Raw genomic sequence first — 17,725 nt, 5'->3', positions numbered from 1 at the left:
ACAATGCCTGATAATTAATCATTTTACGGCAAACCCCGGCACCGGCGCGCAACCCGCCGCCGCGCGCCCAGCATGGAGAGACACCGCTCATGGAGAAAAAGAACCGCCTGACCACCTGGATCCTGGTGGCACTGGCACTGGGGATCGTGGTTGGCTATATCCTGAACACCACGATGGCGACGCCGGTATCGTATTCGGATGCGATGTCGCTGATCACGACCATGTTCCTCCGGCTGATCAAGATGATCATCGCGCCACTGGTGTTCTCCACGCTGGTGGTGGGCATCGCGCGCATGGGCGATGCCAGCGAGGTTGGCCGCATCGGTATCAAGTCGCTTGCCTGGTTCTTTGGCGCCTCGGTGATGTCGCTGGCGCTGGGCCTCGTCCTGGTCAACCTGTTCCGCCCCGGCGACGCGCTGAAAGGCACGCTGGACACCGCTGCGCACGTGACCAGCCTGGCCACCAGCAGCCTGACGCTGAAGGACTTCATCACCCACCTGATCCCCGCCTCGATCGTGGACGGCATGGCGAAAAACGAGATCCTGCAGATCGTGGTGTTCTCGCTGTTCTTCGGCCTGGGTGCCGCCGCCGTGGGCAAGAAGGCAGAACCGATGATCGACGCCGTCGACGGCGTGGCCCACGTGATGCTGAAGGTGACGGGCTACGTGATGCAGTTCGCGCCGATCGCCGTGTTCGCCGCCGTTTCCGGCATCATCGCCAAGGAAGGCCTGATCGTGCTGAAGACCTACGGTGTCTTCATGGCCGAGTTCTATTTCGGCATCGCCGTGCTGTGGGGCCTGCTGATCCTGGCCGGCTTCATCTTCCTGGGCAAGCGCATCTTCGAGCTGCTGACGGAAGTGCGCGGCCCGACGATCCTGGCGTTTTCCACCGCGTCGTCGGAGGCGGCATTCCCGAAAACGCTGGAAGGCCTGGAGCGCTTCGGCGTGCGCAACCGGATCGCCGCGTTCGTGCTGCCGATCGGCTACTCGTTCAATCTCGATGGCTCGATGATGTACTGCACGTTCGCCGCCGTGTTCATCGCCCAGGCCTACGGCATCGAGCTTTCGCTGGGCACGCAGATGACGATGATGGCCGTGCTGATGCTGACGTCGAAAGGCATGGCCGGCGTGCCGCGCGCCTCGCTGGTGGTGATTGCCGCCACGCTGTCGCAGTTCAACATTCCCGAGGCGGGCCTGGTGCTGCTGCTGTCGATCGACCACTTCCTGGACATGGCCCGTTCCGCCACGAACGTGATCGGCAACAGCATCGCAACCGCCGTGGTGGCCAAGTGGGAAGGCGAATTGACCCATCCTTCGAAGGACAAGGATCCGGCGGCCGAGCCGCTGACCTGATGCAGCAACCGGATGCCGCTGGCTGGACCGCGGCGCCATCTGCAACGAGGCCGGGCATGACAGCCCGGCCTTTTTATTTGCGGCCCGGTTCGGCCACGTTACGGTACGGTGTCAGCACATAGCAGGCGTCGACGTCGGCGGTAAGTACCGGGCCGATCGCATCGATGCCGTGGTTCCAGCTCGATATGGCCGCCGCCGAGGCCTGCGACGCCGTGTGCGGACTGTTGAGGCGAAAGCCCGGCAGTTCGTGGCCCGGCATCACGTGGTTCGGATAGGGACGCAGGTAGTCGACGGCACGCCAGAATACATAGCTGATGCCATCCGTTTCACCACGCCATCCGGGTGGCGTGCCGGTGATCATGACCGGCGCGGAAATCATCAGCGCGAGCGAGGAGATGTACAGGCCCGAATCCGGCGCCTCATCGTTGTGCAGGGTATAGCGCCACGTATTCTGCGCCAGCACGGTGGTGACACGGGCATGGAGCGGTGCGGTCATGCGCGGGGTCGGTGCCGGTATCCTGACATACCGGCTCAGTTGCAAGCCGTGCACCACGCCGCCATCCGCATAATTGATCACCAGCGTCAGCAGGTAGCGTCGGCCCGTCACCAGAGCGCCGGCGGCGAAGCGCACGGTAAAGCTCGCCGCGCTGCGCCTTTCCAGCATGCCCAGCACGACCGGAAATGCGGCCGGGCTGAGGCGCACCGCACCGCCCAGCTTGACCGCACGCACCTCGAGGACGGACAGGGCCGCCTCGCCAACGTTTACCACGGGCACCAGCAGGTGCACCTGCCCGTCGACGTTTTCGATGCCGGGCGCGCCAAGTGCCGCGCGTGCGGCGGTTGTCAATCCGCTCATGGAAACCTCCGTTGCAGCAATGAATCGGTATCGCCCAGGCGTGACCAGCGCGCTCCCCAGGCGCCCGGGACCATCAGCAACAAGCCGCAAGCCAGCATCAGGACCGATACCGGTTCCGGCACCGGCATGGGCTCGGCCACCATGGCGGCGGATGCCAGCGCTCCGGCGGGCAGGGCCAGGTCGGTCAACGCGGTGTTCGATGGCGTGCCGGCCCGTTCACCGCCCGGTACATGCGCGGGCGGGAGTGAAAGCGGATCGGGAAAGGAATAAGCGGAAAAGGAAGCGCCGGCATGCGGGTAAAAATAGGCAGGCGATGGCACGAATGGCTCGGTGGGCAAATAGGCTTGGCCCCCCATGTCGATCACCTCGACCGCCCATGCCGGCAGGCAGGCCAGCAATGCTGCAAGCGCAACAACCGGTGTCGATCGCACGGTGCCCCCTCGATCAGGCCGCTCGCAGTGCGGCCCCGCCCTGAAGGAGGCAAATTGCGGACCAGGCAAAAAACCCTTTTGGAATCAGCGGCTTATTGCGCAGTCATCAGTATTTACAACAATAATGTCAATGATGCCGACGGTTATGCTGCGGCTTCATCCGGCGCATTGGCGCGAGCTTGCTGCCGCGCCCACATCTGCGCATACAGCCCGTCCGCCGCCAGCAGCGCCGCGTGATTGCCGCGTTCGACGATGCGGCCATGGTCGAGCACCAGGATCTGGTGTGCGTCGGCCACGGTGGACAACCGGTGCGCGATCACCATCGTCGTGCGGTTCCTGGCGATTTCCTTCAGCTGCGCCTGGATCGCCTGCTCGGATTTCGAATCGAGCGCGGAGGTGGCTTCGTCGAAAACAAGGATGGCCGGATCCTTCAGCAAGGTGCGGGCGATGGCCACGCGCTGCTTCTCGCCGCCGGACAGTTTCAGCCCGCGCTCGCCGACCATCGTGCGGTAGCCATCCGGCAGGCTGTCGATGAATTCGTGGATCGATGCCGCCTTTGCCACGGCCACGATCTCGTCGTGCGTGGCGCCCGGCTTGCCGTAGCCGATGTTGTATTCGATCGTGTCGTTGAACAGCACCGTATCCTGCGGCACGATGCCGATCGCGTGGCGCAGCGAATCCTGCGTGACCGCCCGCAGGTCCTGGCCGTCGATCGTGATCGCGCCACTGCCCACTTCATAGAAGCGGAACAGCAGCCGCGACAGCGTGGACTTGCCCGACCCGCTGTGGCCGACGATGGCCGTGGTGGTACCGGCGGCGATGGTGAAGTCCACGTCGAACAGGATCTGCCGTTTCGGCTCGTAGCTGAACTCCACGTGGGAGAACCTGACCTGCGCGCCCCGGGTGGCCAGCGGTTGCGCATGCGGCGCATCGGCCACCTCGCGGTTTTCGTCGAGCAGCGAGAACAGCCGTTCCATGTCGGCCAGGCTCTGCTTGATTTCGCGGTAGATCACGCCCAGGAAGTTGAGCGGAATGTACAGCTGGATCATGAAGGAATTCACCAGTACCAGGTCGCCCAGCGTCATGGTGCCGTCCACGACGCCGACCGTGGCGCGCCACATGATCAGCGTGACCGCGGTGGCGATGATGGCCGACTGGCCCGTGTTCAGCAGGGACAGCGAGGTTTGCGAACGCACCGCCGCCGATTCGTAGTGCTTCAGGCCTTCGTCGTAGCGCTTCGCCTCGTATTCCTCGTTGCCGAAATACTTGACGGTTTCATAGTTCAGCAGCGAGTCGATCGCCTTGGTGTTGGCTTTCGAATCGAGATCGTTCATCGTGCGCCGGAAATGCGTGCGCCAGTTCGTGACGGTCACGGTGAACGTGATGTACAGCACCAGCGCGCCGAACGTGATCACGGAGAACCAGATGTCGTAGTGGGTGACGAGATAGGCCAGCACCAGCGTGATCTCGACGAGCGTGGGCAGGATATTGAACAGCGTGTAAGAAATCAGCGAGCCGACGCCGCGCGTGCCCCGCTCGATGTCGCGCGTCATGCCGCCGGTCTGCCGGTTCAGGTGGAAGCGCAGCGACAGCGCATGCAGGTGCCGGAACACCTGCAGCGCGATGGTACGCACGGCGCGCTGCGTGACGCGGGCAAACAGGAACTCGCGCAGCTCGGTGAACAGCGTGGTGGACAGCCGCAGCACGCCATACACGACCAGCAGGCCGACCGGCAGCACCAGCAGCGCGCGCGGGTCGCCCGGCTTGAGTGTCATCGCGTCGACCAGGTGCTTCATGACGATCGGCACGCCCACGTTGGCGAGCTTGGCGCCCACCAGCGCCAGCAGGGCAAGGCCGACCCGCCACTTGTACACCCACAAATACGGGACCAATGTTTTCAGGGTGGCAAGGTCGCTGCGGCCAGGGCGGCCGGGCGGGGGCGGTTCGGAAGAATAGGCGGAACGACGCATGACGGGCTGGCTGGCGTTAAAATCTGGGACCCAATTGTAGCCCTCAACGAGATTTCACGATGACCACGCCCGATGTAACGCCCAGTCCCGCCTCGAATCGCTTGCCTCCGGGCAAAATGCCGGAGCTGCGCGTGATGCCCGCCCCCGCGGATGCCAACGTCTATGGCGACGTGTTCGGCGGCTGGATCATGGCCCAGGTCGACATTGCCGGCTCGCTGCCGGCCACCCGCCGCGCCAATGGCCGCGTGGCCACGATCGCCGTCAATTCCTTTGTCTTCAAGAATCCGGTGTTCGTCGGCGACCTGCTGTCGTTCTATGCCGATATCGTCCGGGTGGGCACCACGTCGATCACCGTCAACGTCGAGGTCTATGCGGAACGCAACCGCCTGCAGGCCGATATCGTCAAGGTCACGGAAGCCACGCTGACCTACGTGGCCACCGGGTCGGACCGCAAGCCGCGGCCGGTACCGCCGATCGAATCGCTGATGCACAAATAAGCGCATGGAACACGGCCGCCGGCAGTTGCTGCTGACGGGTGCCCGCGTTGCTGGCCTGGCCGCGCTCGGCCCGGTGCTGCCGTGCGCGGCCGCGCCGCGCAACGCGCCCTATCCGTTCACGCTGGGCGTCGCATCCGGCGCGCCGCTGCCCGACAGCGTGGTGCTGTGGACGCGCATCCTGTTCGATCCGCTCGATGCCCGCACCACCCCGCCGGTGGCATTCGCAGTGCGCTGGGAAGTGGCCGAGGACGCGGCATTTCGCACCATTGCCGCCCGCGGCACGGCCACCGCCAATCCGGCCCTGGCGCACAGCGTGCACGTGGACGTGAAAGGCTTGCGGCCGGACCGCTGGTACTGGTACCGCTTCATGCTGGGCGATGCGGTAAGCCCCGTGGCGCGCACCCGCACGGCCCCCGCGCCGGGCACCCTGCCCCGCGTGCTGAAGCTGGCCGTGGCGTCGTGCCAGCACTGGGAATTCGGCCACTACGCCGCGCACCGCCACCTTGCGCAAGCGGCGCCGGACCTGGTGGCCTTCCTGGGCGACTATATCTACGAATGGGGCCGGTACAGCCTGGACCATCCCGATCGGGCCGTGCGCCGCGACGAGAGTTTCACGCTGGACCAGTACCGCGCCCGCTATGCGCAATACAAGAGCGATCGCGACCTGCAGGCCGCGCACCACGCGGCGCCGTGGATCATGACGTGGGACGACCATGAGGTGGCCAACGACTACGGCGGCCTGCGCGATGAACTGCTGACGCCCGACTTTGCCGCACGCCGTGCGGCAGCCTACCAGGCCTATTGCGAGCACCAGCCGCTGCGCTTTGCTGCTGGAGGCTTCAAGGATGTGCGCATGTACGGGCGCTACGACTGGGGCGCGCTGGCGAGATTCCACGTGCTCGACAACCGCCAGTACCGCACGCCGCAGGCCTGCGCCCGGCCGGATCGGGGCGGCTCCAACTCCGTTTATCGCAATGCCTGCGCGATGCTGGCGGACGGCCGGCGCACGATGCTGGGTTCCGCGCAGGAGACGTGGCTGCGCGAGGGGCTGAAGGGCTCCAGGGCGCGCTGGAACGTGCTGGCGCAGCAAACGCTGATGGCGCAATCTTCGCAGGTGGAGATTCGCCGCGCCAGCGACGGCCGCTTCTGGACCGATGGCTGGGATGGCTACCCGGCCGCCCGCCAGCGGCTGCTCGATGCGGTTCGCACGAGCGGCGCCGCCAATCCGCTGGTGCTGTCCGGCGACGTGCACACGTTCTATGCGGCCGAGCTGCGGCGCGACCCGGCGCGCCCGCGCGCCGCCGGCAACCCGGTCGTGGCGACGGAATTCTGCGGCACCTCGATCACGTCGAGCTCGCGGCCGCAGGCACGCACCGCGCAGTACGTGGCGATGAACCCGCACATCAAATACGGGCGCAGCGACCGGCGCGGGTACATGCTGATGGAGATGACGCCCGAGCGGACTTCGGTGCTGTTCCAGGGGCTCGACGATGTGCGGGACAAGGCCAGCGGGATCCGGACGCTGGCCAGGTTCGCGGTGGAGGATGGCAAGGCGGGGGTGGTTGCCGCCTGAGATTCGTTCCGGGCTTTACCCCAAAGGCGTAACCCCGGGGTCAGACCACGGTCTGACCCCGGCAGTTGCCTGTGGGGTTAACAAGTTTGCCAACGCATCAAGCGGCGCGCTTCTCGTCGCGCAGTTGCCGCCGCAGGATCTTGCCCACGTTCGTTTTCGGCAGGTCGTCGCGGAACTCGATGTACTTCGGCTTCTTGTAGGCGGTCAGCTCGTGCTTGCAGAATTCCATCAGCGATTCCGCCGTCAGGTTCGGGTCCTTGCGCACCACGAACAGTTTCACGGCCTCGCCGGAATTCTTGTCCGGCACGCCGATGCACGCGCATTCGAGCACGCCCGGGTGGGCAGCCACCACGCCTTCGACTTCGTTCGGGTACACGTTGAAGCCGGAAACGATGATCATGTCCTTCTTGCGGTCGACGATCTTCGTGTAGCCCCGCTCGTCCATGATGCCCACGTCGCCGGTCTTGAAGAAGCCGTCGGCCGTCATCGAGCGGGCCGTTTCGTCGGGCCGCTGCCAGTAGCCGGCCATGACCTGCGGGCCGCGGATGGCGATTTCGCCGGCGGTGCCCAGCGGTACCGGGTTGCCGCCGTCGTCGAGGATGGCCACTTCGGTGGACGGGATCGGCAAGCCGATCGTGCCGGTGAATTCCTTGATGTCCACGCGGTTGGCGGTGGCCACCGGCGACGTTTCGGACAGGCCGTAGCCCTCGATGATCGGCGTGCCGGTCAGCTTGAGCCATTTGTCGGCCACGGCCTGCTGCACGGCCATGCCGCCGCCGTTGCACACCTTGTAGCTGGAAAAGTCGAGTTTCGCGAACTCCGGGTTGTTCAGCAGCGCGTTGTACAGCGTGTTCACGGCCGGAAGCACGGTCACGCGGTATTTCGCCAGTTCTTTGACGAAGCCGGGGATGTCGCGCGGGTTCGGGATCAGCACGTTCAGGCCGCCCAGGCGCATGCCCATGAAGGCGGAGATGGTGAGCGAATAGATGTGGTACAGCGGCAGCGCACACACGAACACGACCTGCTCCTGCTGGGGCCCCATGTGCAGCCATGCCTCGTTCTGCAGCACGTTGGCGACCACGTTCCGGTGCAGCAGCACGGCGCCCTTCGAGACGCCGGTGGTGCCGCCCGTGTACTGCAAAAAGGCGATATCGTCGTGGCCGATCTTCACCGGGTGCAGCGTCATGCGGCCGCCTTCGGCCAGCACCTGCTTGAACGGCACGGCGCGCGGCAGCGAGAACGCCGGCACCATCTTCTTCACATGGCGCACGACCAAGTTGACGATCGTGCCCTTCACGGCCCCGAGCAGGTCGCCCATCGTGGCCACGATCACGTGCTCGACCGGCGTTTCATGCACCACCTGCTGCACCGTATTGGCGAAGTTTTCCAGCACGATGATCGCCTGGGCACCGGAATCCTTCAGCTGGTGCGCCAGTTCGCGCGGCGTGTACAGCGGGTTGACGTTGACCACCGTGAAACCGGCGCGCAGGATACCGGCCATCGCCACCGGGTATTGCAGCACGTTCGGCAGCATGATCGCCACGCGCGCGCCCTTCTGCAGCCCCTTGCCCTGCAGCCAGGCGCCGAACTTGCGGGACATCTGGTCGACCTGCGCATAGGTGAGGAACTTGTCCATGCAGACGTAGGCCTTGTCGTCGGCATATTTGCGGAACGAGTCCTCCAGCAGATGCGTCACCGAGGTGTACTGCGAGACGTCGATCTCGGCGGGTACGCCTTCGGGGTAGGATTTCAACCAGATTTTTTCCATGCAGTGCCTCTTCTTTCGCTCGTCTTTATTATGCGGGAATCCCTTGTGGGGATCCTCATGCCACTTCCCGGGTGCCGGCCGTGGCCTCGTCGCGCAACACGCGCCGCAGGATCTTGCCGACATTCGTTTTCGGGAGTTCGTCGCGGAACTCGATGTATTTCGGCTTCTTGTAGCCGGTCAGGTTTTCCTTGCAATACGCCATCAGCGCATCGGCGGTCAGGAGCGGGTCCTTGCGCACGACGTACAGCTTGACCGCCTCGCCGGAGTGCGCATCCGGCACGCCGACGCAAGCCACTTCGAGCACGCCCGGATGCGCAGCCACCACGGCTTCGAGCTCGTTCGGATAAACGTTGAAGCCCGAGACCAGGATCATATCCTTCTTGCGGTCGACGATCTTCACATAACCGCGTTCGTCCATTACGCCCACGTCGCCGGACTTGAAGTAGCCGCCGGCCGTCATCACCTTCGCCGTTTCCTCCGGCCGGTTCCAGTAGCCGGCCATGACCTGCGGGCCGCGGATGGCGATCTCGCCTGGCTGGCCCAGTGGCACTTCGTTGCCGTCGTCATCGAGGATCGCCACCTCGGTCGACGGGATCGGCAAGCCGATCGTGCCGGAAAACGCGGTGCTGTCGGAACGGTTGCAGGTGGCCACGGGCGCCGTTTCCGACAGGCCGTAGCCCTCAATGATCGCCACGCCCGTCGCCTTCAGCCACTTGTCGTTGACGGCCTGCTGCACGGCCATGCCGCCGCCGTTGGCGATCTTGAGGCCCGAGAAATCGAGATGGTGGAAATCGGGATGGTTCACCAGCGCGTTGTACAGCGTGTTCACCGCCGGCAGCATGTTGAACTTGTACTTGGCCAGCTCCTTGATGAAACCGCCGATGTCGCGCGGGTTCGGGATCAGGATGTTCAGCGCGCCCATGCGCATGCCCCACATGGCGCATGCCGTCAGCGCGAAGATATGGTACAGCGGCAGCGCGCACACGATCGACAGTTCCTCGACGCGCGGTTCCTTCGCCAGGCCGGGCTGCGACCACGCCTCCACCTGCAGCACGTTGGCGATCACATTCTTGTGCGTCAGCGTGGCGCCTTTCGAGACGCCGGTGGTGCCGCCGGTGTACTGCAGGAAGGCCACGTCGTCGTGCGTGATTTCCACCGGCGTGAGCTTCATGCCCGATGCATGCGACAGCGCATCCTTGAAGCGCACGGCGTTCGGCAGCGAATAGGCGGGCACCAGCTTCTTCACGTTGCGCACGACGAAATCGACCACCAGGCCCTTGGCCATGCCCAGCATTTCGCCCATGCTGGCCACGACGATGTGCTTGACGGCCGTGCGGCCCACCACCTGCTCGAGCGTGTGGGCGAAGTTTTCCAGGATGACGATGGCTTCCGCGCCCGAGTCGGCCAGCTGGTGCTCCAGCTCGCGCGGCGTGTACAGCGGATTCACGTTGACCACCGTGTAGCCGGCGCGCAGCACGGCCGCCAGCGCGACCGGGTATTGCAGCACGTTCGGCATCATCAGCGCCACGCGCGCGCCCGGCTTCATGCCACGGCTTTGCAGCCAGGCGCCGATGCGCTTCGAATGGGCGTCGAGCTCGCCGAAAGTAATGTGCTTGTCCATGCATACGAACGCCTTGCGGTTCGCATACTTCTGGAACGATTCCTCCAGCAGGTGTACCAGCGAGCGGTACTGGTTCGGATCGATCTCGGCAGGAACGCCGGATGGGTACGACTTCAACCAGATCTTGTCCATGCTGTGCCTCTTGTCTCCGTTTTATTGCAGGGCTGTCTGGCTCGCCCCGCTGTCATGGGCCGCCGGCTGCACAGGGCTGGCGGGCTGTCGCGGTGTCGACTTCAGAAAACGAACGCTCGTACTATCTGCGCGCTAAGATGCTATCGGCAGGTAGGGCCGTATGCAAGCGCTTTTTGCGGCCGGCCATTGCGATGAAAGGCTGCACACAGGCGAATCGGCCTGTGGCGGCGCAACATGCGCATGCGGCAGATGACAGCGGACGACGTCAGTGACCACCGGAGGTTTCCGCCTGTTTTTCCGCCACGACGGTCACCGCGGCGGCGGGTGCCGCCGAGCGTGCAAGCTCTGCCAGGCGCTCGCTGCGCTCCACGGAGGGCAGGTTACTCATGCGCTGCACCGCAGCATAAAACCGCGGAAAAGTCTTTTCCTGGGCCAGCAATGCCTTGAAGCCGGGTACGAGGTCATTATAGGTGGCGATGGCGGCCAGGTGGGCATTCGTCAGCTTCTCGGCAAAGAACCGGTCGTAGCCGGCATAACCGCCCCAATTCGCCTTGAGCACGCCATATTCCCTGTGCAGCGAGGCGAAGATACGTGCCTTTTCCTCGCGCTTCTTCTTTACGCTTGCCTTGCTGGCATACAGCTCGGAGAGCATCTGGCGGTGCTTGACCAGCAGCGCGAGGAACTCCTTGCGGCGCATGCTGTAGCGGACATACGCTTCGCGCATGGCCTCGTTGCCGTACAACTCGAGCCAGCGGTCGACACCCGCCTCTTCGACGGCGGATGCAAAGGCTTCGTTGAAGCGGGAATCGCCGGGAATGTACACCACCTGGTGGGCCAGTTCGTGGAAGACCATGCGGGCCAGTTCCGCGTCGGAATAATTGATGAAGGTGGACAGCAGCGGATCGCTGAACCAGCCCAGCGTGGAATAGGCGGGAACGCCGCCGACCTGCACGTCGTCGCCTTCCTTGCGCAGTTCTTCCGCATACGCCATCGCATCTTCCTTGCTGTAGTAGCCACGGTAGGCCACGCAGCCGGCAATCGGGAAGCACCACTGGATGGGGCGCAGCGAAAGCTCGGGCGTGGCGACGACGTTCCACAGCACGAACGGGCGGTTCAGGGCGGCGTATTGCTTGTAGCTGGCGTTGTCCGGCAAGGAAAGTTCGCGCACGGCGAACTTGCGGATCGTGACCGCCTTTTCCAGGCGGGCCCGCAGTTTGGGTTCGGTGTTGGGATCGCCCAGCCAGTCATCGACGGGGCGCGAATCGGACCACAGCGAATATTGGCCCTGCGCCGCCTGGAAGTAGTACTTGACCTGGGCGCAACCGGCCAGCAAGGCTGTGCACGAAAGCCCTGCCACGAGGTACTTGGCACGTATGTTTAAACGGGCAATCTTGCGCATGCTTCCTACTCATGAGACACGTTCGACTTGAACCAGTGTATCGTAAAAAGTTGGCGCGCGGCCCATGTCGGTCAGGCGCTGGCTGGTCACCTCATTGGCATTCTTGCCATCACGCGCAAGCTTCTTCCACCAGATCGACAGGCCCACCACGAGGCCTTTCCGGGCCTTTTCCGTGACCCGGGCCTTGCACACGAACGAGCCACGATCGTTAAAGATGCGCACCATATCGCCGTGATTGATGGCACGTGTTGTTGCATCGTCAGGATGGATGTCGAGCTGCGGCTCCCCCTCGGTGGCACGCAGGCTTTGCACATTGACAAAGGTGGAGTTCAGGAAGTTGCGTGCCGGCGGAGATATCATCGCCAGCGGGTATTTTGCCGCCAGATCCGGGGTAGATGACGCGGATTCGTAGTTTTCGATATAGGCTGGCAGGGGGTCCAGGCCATCGGCCCGCATGGCTTCGGAAAAGAACTCACATTTTCCTGAAGGTGTGGGGAATTTACCATAGGCAAATGGTGCATCCGGCATGTTGAGCTTTTCCCAGCCCTTCTTCTTCAACGATTCCCAATCGAAGTGAATGGATCTTGCGTCATCTTTCCGGAATGCCTGCGATGCCAGTTCATCATCGGTCTGGGTGAAGCACGGATCCGTGAAGCCCATGCGGGCGGCCAGCAGGCGGAAGATTTCCGTGTTCGGCTTTGCTTCGCCCAGCGGCGCGATGGCGGGATTATTCGCCATCATGTACAGGTGTCCGTAGGCCAGGTGCGCGTCCGCATGTTCCAGTTGCGTGGTGGCGGGCAGCACGATATCGGCGTAGTCCACGGTATCGGTCTGGAATTGTTCCAGCACCACCGTAAACAGGTCTTCACGCGCGAAACCGGCCTGCACTTTCGATGAATCCGGCGCCACCGCCACCGGGTTCGAGTTGTAGACGATGACAGCGTCCACGCGCGGGCCGAACGCCGGCGACGCGGGGCGCAGCAGGTCGTCGCCGATCGTCGTCATGTTGATCGTGCGGGGCAGTTTCTTCAGCAGGTCCGGGCGCTGGAGCGCCGGCTTGTTGGTCGGGAAGGAACCCGATGTCGACAACTGGATGCCGCCAGCGGCGTGCCGCCATGCGCCGACGAGCGCCGGCAGGCAGGCGATATTGCGCACCGCCATGCCGCCGCCGCGCACGCGCTGCACGCCGTAGTTGACACGGATCGCCACTGGTTCGCCTGCCCGCGCCGCTTGGCCATACAGGCGCGCCAGCTCCAGCACCTGCTCTTCCGGAATACCGCAGGTGGCCGCGGTGCGCGCCGGTGTCCACTCGGCTGCGCGCTCCTTCAATTGTTCATAGCCCAGCGTGTATTGCGCGATATAGTCGTCGTCGACCAGGTTCTCGGCGATCAGCACGTGCATCATGCCCAGCGCCAGCGCGGCATCGGTGCCGGGCATCGGCGCGATGTGCAGGTGGCATTTCTCGGCCGTCAGCGAGCGGTAGGGATCGATCGCCACCAGCTTCGCGCCGCGCCGTTTGGCCTCCTGCGCGCGCATCCAGAAATGCAGGTTCGACGCGATGGGATTGCCGCCCCAGATCAGGATCACTTTCGAATCCTGGAATTGTTCGAGGTCGGTGCCGATCGAGCCGCCGATCGTGTACTTGTAGCCCGTGAAACCGGCCATCGCGCAGATCGTGCGGTCCAGCAGCGAGGCGCCCAGCTGGTGGAAGAAGCGCGACGACATCGACTCGCCCTGCAACAGGCCCATCGTGCCGCAGTAACTGTAGGGCAGGATGGCTTCCGGCGCGGTCTCCGCCAGCGGCTTCAGCCGCGCGGCGATCTCCTCCAGGGCGTCATCCCAGCTGATGCGCTCGAATTTACCTTCGCCCTTCTTTCCCACCCTGCGCAGCGGATACAGCAGGCGGTCCGGCGAATAGGTGCGCTCGGCATAGCGAGAAACCTTGGTGCACAGCACGCCGGCCGTGGTGGGATGGTCGGGATCGCCTTTTATTTCGGTGGCGATGCCGTTTTCAACGGTGACAAGGATGGCGCAGGTATCGGGGCAGTCGTGCGGGCAGGTGGCACGCACTTGGGTGGCGGTCATGGGGGGCGAAAACTTGGAGGGACAATCCGCTATCCTAAACCATCTGGCGCGGTCTTGCGATCGCCCCGCGCGGGTGGCCGCGCAGTGGCCTGAAAACCGTTACAAGGGCTACAATGTTCCTTCGCTTACTAGCAAATTATTGGCGTGTTTGGCGTGACGGCCCTTACCCGGGGCCGCAAAGAACAACGGAGAGCCAGATGAAACTTGTAGAACCGATCATTGCGTTCCAGTCCGCGCTGCAGGAAATCCGCCGCGACCTGCACGCCCACCCCGAACTCTCCTATGAGGAAGTACGCACCGCCGACGTGGTGGCCGCCAGGCTCGCCGAATGGGGCATTCCCGTGGTGCGTGGCCTTGGCGTAACGGGCCTCGTGGGCATCATCAAGAACGGTACGTCGGACCGTTCGATCGGCCTGCGCGCCGACATGGATGCGCTGCCCATGCAGGAAGTGAACACGTTCCCGCACGCCTCGCGCCACCCCGGCAAGATGCACGCGTGCGGCCATGACGGCCACACGGCAATGCTGCTGGGTGCTGCTTACCACCTGGCGCGGCAGCGCGACTTCGACGGCACTGTATATCTCGTGTTCCAGCCGGCCGAGGAAGGCGGTGCCGGGGCCCGCAAGATGATCGAGGATGGCCTGTTCGAACGTTTTCCGATGGAAGCCATCTACGGCATGCACAACTGGCCCGGCTATGCGGCCGGCACGATGAATGTGTGCACGGGGCCGATGATGGCGTCGTCGAACGAATTCCACGTGACGGTGCGCGGCAAGGGTGCGCATGCGGCCCAGCCGCACAAGGGCATCGATCCCGTGATGATCGCGGTGCAGATCGCCCAGGCGTGGCAGACGATCATCACGCGCAACAAGAGCCCTCTGGACACGGCCGTGCTGTCGATCACGCAGATCCATGCCGGCAGCGCCACCAACGTGATTCCCGACACGGCGCAACTGGTGGGCACCGTGCGCACGTTCACCACGCCGGTGCTGGACCTGGTCGAGCAGCGCATGCGGGCGCTGGCCGAAGGCATTGCCGCCGCGTTCGAGGCGGAAGTGGATTTCCAGTTCAAGCGCAACTATCCGCCGCTCGTGAACCACGAGAAGGAAACCGCGTTTGCCGTCGAGGTGATGAAGGCCGTGGTGGGCGAACAGAACGTGGATGCCAACGCCGAGCCGACGATGGGCGCCGAGGACTTTGCCTTCTTCCTGCAGGAAAAGCCCGGGTGCTACATCTTCATCGGCAACGGCGATGGCGATCACCGCACCGGCGGCCATGGCCTGGGGCCGTGCGTGCTGCACAATGGCAGCTACGATTTCAACGACAACCTGCTGCCGGTCGGTGCCAGTTTCTGGGTGCGGCTGGTGGAAACGGCGTTACCGTTGCGCTGATCAAGGCCGCTGGTGCCCGGCAAACCGTCTCCCATGATGGCCCCTTGCTTCCGGGTACTGCCGGTGGAAACGGCGCTGCCCTTACGTTAAGTTCACGGTAATCGGTCCGGCGCATCCCCCACGCGCTGGCCTTCGTTCAGGCGCTCCAGCGCCAGCAGCGCGGCCGAGTGATCGGCTTGCGGATACACATCCCGGATCGACTCGTAACGCTCCGTCACCAGGCTGGTGACGGGCAGCGCAATGCCGGCGGCCGCCGCCGCGGCAAGGATATTGTGCTGGTCCTTCAATTGCGTTGTCACCTGGCCGCCGGGCAGGAAGTTCCGGTCGAGCATGCGCTGGCCATGGACCTCGAGGATGCGGCTCTCGGCAAAACCGCCGCGGATCGCCGCGCGCACGGCGGCGGGATCGGCACCTGCGGCCTGTGCGAGCAGCAGCGCCTCCGCCACGATATTGATCGTGCCGCCGACGATCAGCTGGTTGCACAGCTTCGAGACCTGCCCCGCGCCGGCCGGCCCCACGCGCGTCACGCGGCCCATCGCTTCGAACACGGGGCGGGCTTGCTCGATATCCGCCTCGGCGCCACCGGCCATGATCGCCAGCGTGCCGGCCTGCGCGCCGCCTACCCCGCCAGAGACCGGCGCATCGACGAAGCGGCAGCCGGCGGCCTGGAGGCGCGCATGGAACGCCTGGGCCTCGGACTGGCGGGTGGAACTCATGTCGATCCACAGCGTGCCCTGGCGCAGCGATGGCAGGGCCGCATCGATGAGCGTGCCGACCACGGGGCCGGCTTCCAGCATCGAGATGACGATATCGGCGTCGCGCACCGCGTCTTCCAGGTGCGGCACGGCGACGGCGCCGTCCGGTGCGAGCCGCTCGGCCTTGCTGAAGGTACGATTCCAGGCGCTGACCGGAAGCCCGGCCGCGAGCAGCCGCCGCACCATTGGCTCTCCCATCAAGCCGATACCGAGAAAAGCTATTTTCGTAAAGAATCCCATGTTAATTATTGCTCCCTAAAATTGCTCCGTTAATTGCATTTTTATAACGATATGGCATCGATTTCTCTTTGGATGCCCTTCAGCTTAAATCTGCCGAGCCCGCTACAATAGTCGGATTGCCGTATCGATTATGTATACAGCATGTCACTTTGAGAGAACAGGAACATGAAAAAATTGATGGCGGCCGTGGCCGCACTGATGGCGGCGCAAGCCGCATTCGCGGCCGATGGCCAACTGATCGATGGCGTGTACGGTGAAGCCGCCACCGCTTCGAAAATCCGCATGGCGCGCGTGGGCGTCACCAAGGACTGGAACCCGAACTGGAGCTGGTTCGATTCCGGCAACACGCACCTGACCGGATATTGGGACGCGAGCGCCGGTTACTGGCAGGGCCGCCAGTACAAGAACGTGCCGGGCGATAAGCAGCACATCGTGGATATCGGCTTCACGCCGGTGTTCCGCTTTGAAAACAAGAACAAGCTGGGTTTCTATGCCGAGATCGGCATTGGCGCGCACTTGATGTCGGAAACCTATAACAACAACGATGACCGCCTGTCGACGGCATTCCAGTTCGGCGACCACATCGGTATTGGCTATGTCTTCAACAAGAACTGGGAAGTGGCCGTGAAGATGCAGCACTTCTCGAACGGCAGCATCAAGAAGCCGAACAGCGGCGTCGATTATGGCGTGGTGAAGCTGGCCTACCGGTTCTGATCCGTACCCGGCGTATCCGAAGCCCGCCCTGCGCGGGCTTTTATTTTTTGCGCAGGCTTTGCAATGGCCGCGGCAGCCAGTTGAACAGCCGGATCAGCATGTGCAGTTGCCATGGGAAGACGCACCGGGCATCGCGCCGGGCGATGGCCGGGCGATATGGCGCACGGCCTGCGCTTCCGTTTGCAGGAACGGCTTGCGGCGCGCATCGCCGCCGTTCAGTTCGCGCAGTCGGGGCGTGTCGACATAACCGGGCACGATGACCGTGACGGCAATGCCGAACGACGCCAAGGCCTTGCGGAACGTGTCGCAGACCGCGATGGCGGCGCGCTTGCTGGCGCTGTACAGCGATGCGCCTGGATAGTCCTTCAGCAGCCGGCGATGGAGGCGATGGCGACCAGGTGCCCGTGCCCCTGCTGCCGCATATGGCGCCCGACGATATCGAACGCGTCGTACAGGCCGCCGACATTCGTGGCCAGTACGGGCAGCGTTGCTTGCGGGTCGGCGGCGATGGCCGCCGGATCTGGAGCAAAGCCTGCAATCTACTGGTGAAGCAGCGCTCCAAAGCAAAAAACCCCGCCAGCATACGCTAGCGGGTTTTTTCTATATAACAGCCTGATTGAACCAACTTTGACACCGGTTGCAGCACGAACATCGGCGCAAAGTCGTTTTACGGTCCTGTTCGTGGAGCGAGGTCGGGCAGTGCCCGGCCGAGCAAAAACCCGGGACCTGGAGCGAAGTCTGCGCGTACTGCAAAGCGTGAGTACAAATGAAAAAAGCCCACTGCGATCACGCAATGGGCTTCTCTTGGAATTACAGCCTGACGATAACCTACTTTCACACTGGTTGCAGCACTATCATCGGCGCAAAGTCGTTTCACGGTCCTGTTCGGGATGGGAAGGGGTGGGACCGACTTGCTATGGTCATCAGGCATGACTTGTACG

Annotated in this window: 15 protein-coding genes and 1 rRNA gene; 6 read left to right on the top strand and 10 right to left on the bottom strand. The window is 63.8% G+C overall.

What is annotated here, in order from left to right; translation table 11 throughout:
• Window positions 1–89: 89 nt before the first annotated feature.
• A complete protein-coding gene (locus ACY65G_RS09310; protein ID WP_464997086.1) occupies window positions 90–1,352 on the top strand; it encodes a dicarboxylate/amino acid:cation symporter in 1,263 nt (420 codons plus the stop codon).
• Window positions 1,353–1,425: 73 nt separating this feature from the next.
• Here the strand turns inward: ACY65G_RS09310 and ACY65G_RS09305 are convergent, their stop codons facing one another.
• The 3 genes from ACY65G_RS09305 to ACY65G_RS09295 all read right to left on the bottom strand — a co-directional run bounded on the left by ACY65G_RS09305 (window position 1,426) and on the right by ACY65G_RS09295 (window position 4,609).
• The gene (locus tag ACY65G_RS09305; RefSeq protein ID WP_464997085.1) at window positions 1,426–2,208 is read right to left on the bottom strand and encodes a hypothetical protein; all 783 of its coding nucleotides are present in this window, start codon (window positions 2,206–2,208) and stop codon (window positions 1,426–1,428) included.
• Complete coding sequence (locus ACY65G_RS09300; protein ID WP_464997084.1) at window positions 2,205–2,639, bottom strand: hypothetical protein; 435 nt, start codon at window positions 2,637–2,639, stop codon at window positions 2,205–2,207. Before ACY65G_RS09300 ends, ACY65G_RS09305 begins: the two co-directional genes overlap by 4 nt.
• A 143-nt stretch (window positions 2,640–2,782) precedes the next feature.
• The gene (locus ACY65G_RS09295) at window positions 2,783–4,609 is read right to left on the bottom strand and encodes an ABCB family ABC transporter ATP-binding protein/permease (RefSeq protein ID WP_464997083.1); all 1,827 of its coding nucleotides are present in this window, start codon (window positions 4,607–4,609) and stop codon (window positions 2,783–2,785) included.
• A gap of 59 nt (window positions 4,610–4,668) precedes the next feature.
• On the opposite strand from ACY65G_RS09295, the gene ACY65G_RS09290 reads away from it, so the two are divergent.
• Together ACY65G_RS09290 and ACY65G_RS09285 are read left to right on the top strand one after the other, a co-directional pair.
• Window positions 4,669–5,106 (top strand): acyl-CoA thioesterase, encoded by a 438-nt coding sequence (locus ACY65G_RS09290; RefSeq protein ID WP_464997082.1) that lies wholly within the window; start codon window positions 4,669–4,671, stop codon window positions 5,104–5,106.
• Window positions 5,107–5,110: 4 nt separating this feature from the next.
• Window positions 5,111–6,679 carry an alkaline phosphatase D family protein gene (locus tag ACY65G_RS09285; RefSeq protein ID WP_464997081.1) on the top strand — a complete coding sequence of 523 codons (1,569 nt, stop codon included), beginning with the start codon at window positions 5,111–5,113 and terminating at the stop codon, window positions 6,677–6,679.
• Window positions 6,680–6,776: 97 nt separating this feature from the next.
• Here ACY65G_RS09285 and ACY65G_RS09280 read toward each other — a convergent pair whose 3' ends face one another.
• The 4 genes from ACY65G_RS09280 to ACY65G_RS09265 all read right to left on the bottom strand — a co-directional run bounded on the left by ACY65G_RS09280 (window position 6,777) and on the right by ACY65G_RS09265 (window position 13,684).
• Window positions 6,777–8,447, bottom strand: a complete 1,671-nt coding sequence (locus ACY65G_RS09280) for a long-chain-fatty-acid--CoA ligase (RefSeq protein WP_464997080.1) — start codon at window positions 8,445–8,447, stop codon at window positions 6,777–6,779.
• Between the two features lie 55 nt (window positions 8,448–8,502).
• Window positions 8,503–10,200, bottom strand: coding sequence for a long-chain-fatty-acid--CoA ligase (locus ACY65G_RS09275; RefSeq protein ID WP_464997079.1), 1,698 nt, complete (start codon window positions 10,198–10,200; stop codon window positions 8,503–8,505).
• Window positions 10,201–10,465: 265 nt separating this feature from the next.
• Window positions 10,466–11,599, bottom strand: a complete 1,134-nt coding sequence (locus tag ACY65G_RS09270) for an aminopeptidase (protein ID WP_464997078.1) — start codon at window positions 11,597–11,599, stop codon at window positions 10,466–10,468.
• 9 nt (window positions 11,600–11,608) lie between these two features.
• A complete protein-coding gene (locus ACY65G_RS09265; protein WP_464997077.1) occupies window positions 11,609–13,684 on the bottom strand; it encodes a molybdopterin-containing oxidoreductase family protein in 2,076 nt (691 codons plus the stop codon).
• Window positions 13,685–13,881: 197 nt separating this feature from the next.
• Here ACY65G_RS09265 and ACY65G_RS09260 point away from each other — a divergent pair, with 197 nt between their 5' ends.
• On the top strand, window positions 13,882–15,075 hold the full coding sequence (locus tag ACY65G_RS09260) for a M20 aminoacylase family protein (protein ID WP_464997076.1): 1,194 nt from the start codon (window positions 13,882–13,884) through the stop codon (window positions 15,073–15,075).
• Window positions 15,076–15,167: 92 nt separating this feature from the next.
• On the opposite strand, the gene ACY65G_RS09255 is transcribed toward ACY65G_RS09260, so the two are convergent.
• A complete protein-coding gene (locus ACY65G_RS09255; protein WP_464997075.1) occupies window positions 15,168–16,070 on the bottom strand; it encodes an NAD(P)-dependent oxidoreductase in 903 nt (300 codons plus the stop codon).
• A 165-nt stretch (window positions 16,071–16,235) separates the two neighbouring features.
• Between ACY65G_RS09255 and ACY65G_RS09250 the strand changes: the two genes are divergently transcribed.
• The gene (locus ACY65G_RS09250; protein ID WP_464997074.1) at window positions 16,236–16,784 is read left to right on the top strand and encodes an acyloxyacyl hydrolase; all 549 of its coding nucleotides are present in this window, start codon (window positions 16,236–16,238) and stop codon (window positions 16,782–16,784) included.
• A gap of 93 nt (window positions 16,785–16,877) precedes the next feature.
• On the opposite strand, the gene ACY65G_RS09245 is transcribed toward ACY65G_RS09250, so the two are convergent.
• Complete coding sequence (locus ACY65G_RS09245; protein WP_464997594.1) at window positions 16,878–17,102, bottom strand: hypothetical protein; 225 nt, start codon at window positions 17,100–17,102, stop codon at window positions 16,878–16,880.
• 29 nt (window positions 17,103–17,131) lie between these two features.
• On the opposite strand from ACY65G_RS09245, the gene ACY65G_RS09240 reads away from it, so the two are divergent.
• Window positions 17,132–17,374 carry a hypothetical protein gene (locus ACY65G_RS09240; RefSeq protein ID WP_464997615.1) on the top strand — a complete coding sequence of 81 codons (243 nt, stop codon included), beginning with the start codon at window positions 17,132–17,134 and terminating at the stop codon, window positions 17,372–17,374.
• Between the two features lie 225 nt (window positions 17,375–17,599).
• On the opposite strand, the gene rrf is transcribed toward ACY65G_RS09240, so the two are convergent.
• Window positions 17,600–17,712 (bottom strand): 5S ribosomal RNA (gene rrf / locus ACY65G_RS09235).
• Window positions 17,713–17,725 lie beyond the last annotated feature (13 nt).

The sequence above is a fragment of the Pseudoduganella sp. jia 12 genome (assembly GCF_055502675.1).
Note: the sequence above shows the minus strand (reverse complement) of the source record. Positions and strands in the feature narration are given on the sequence as shown.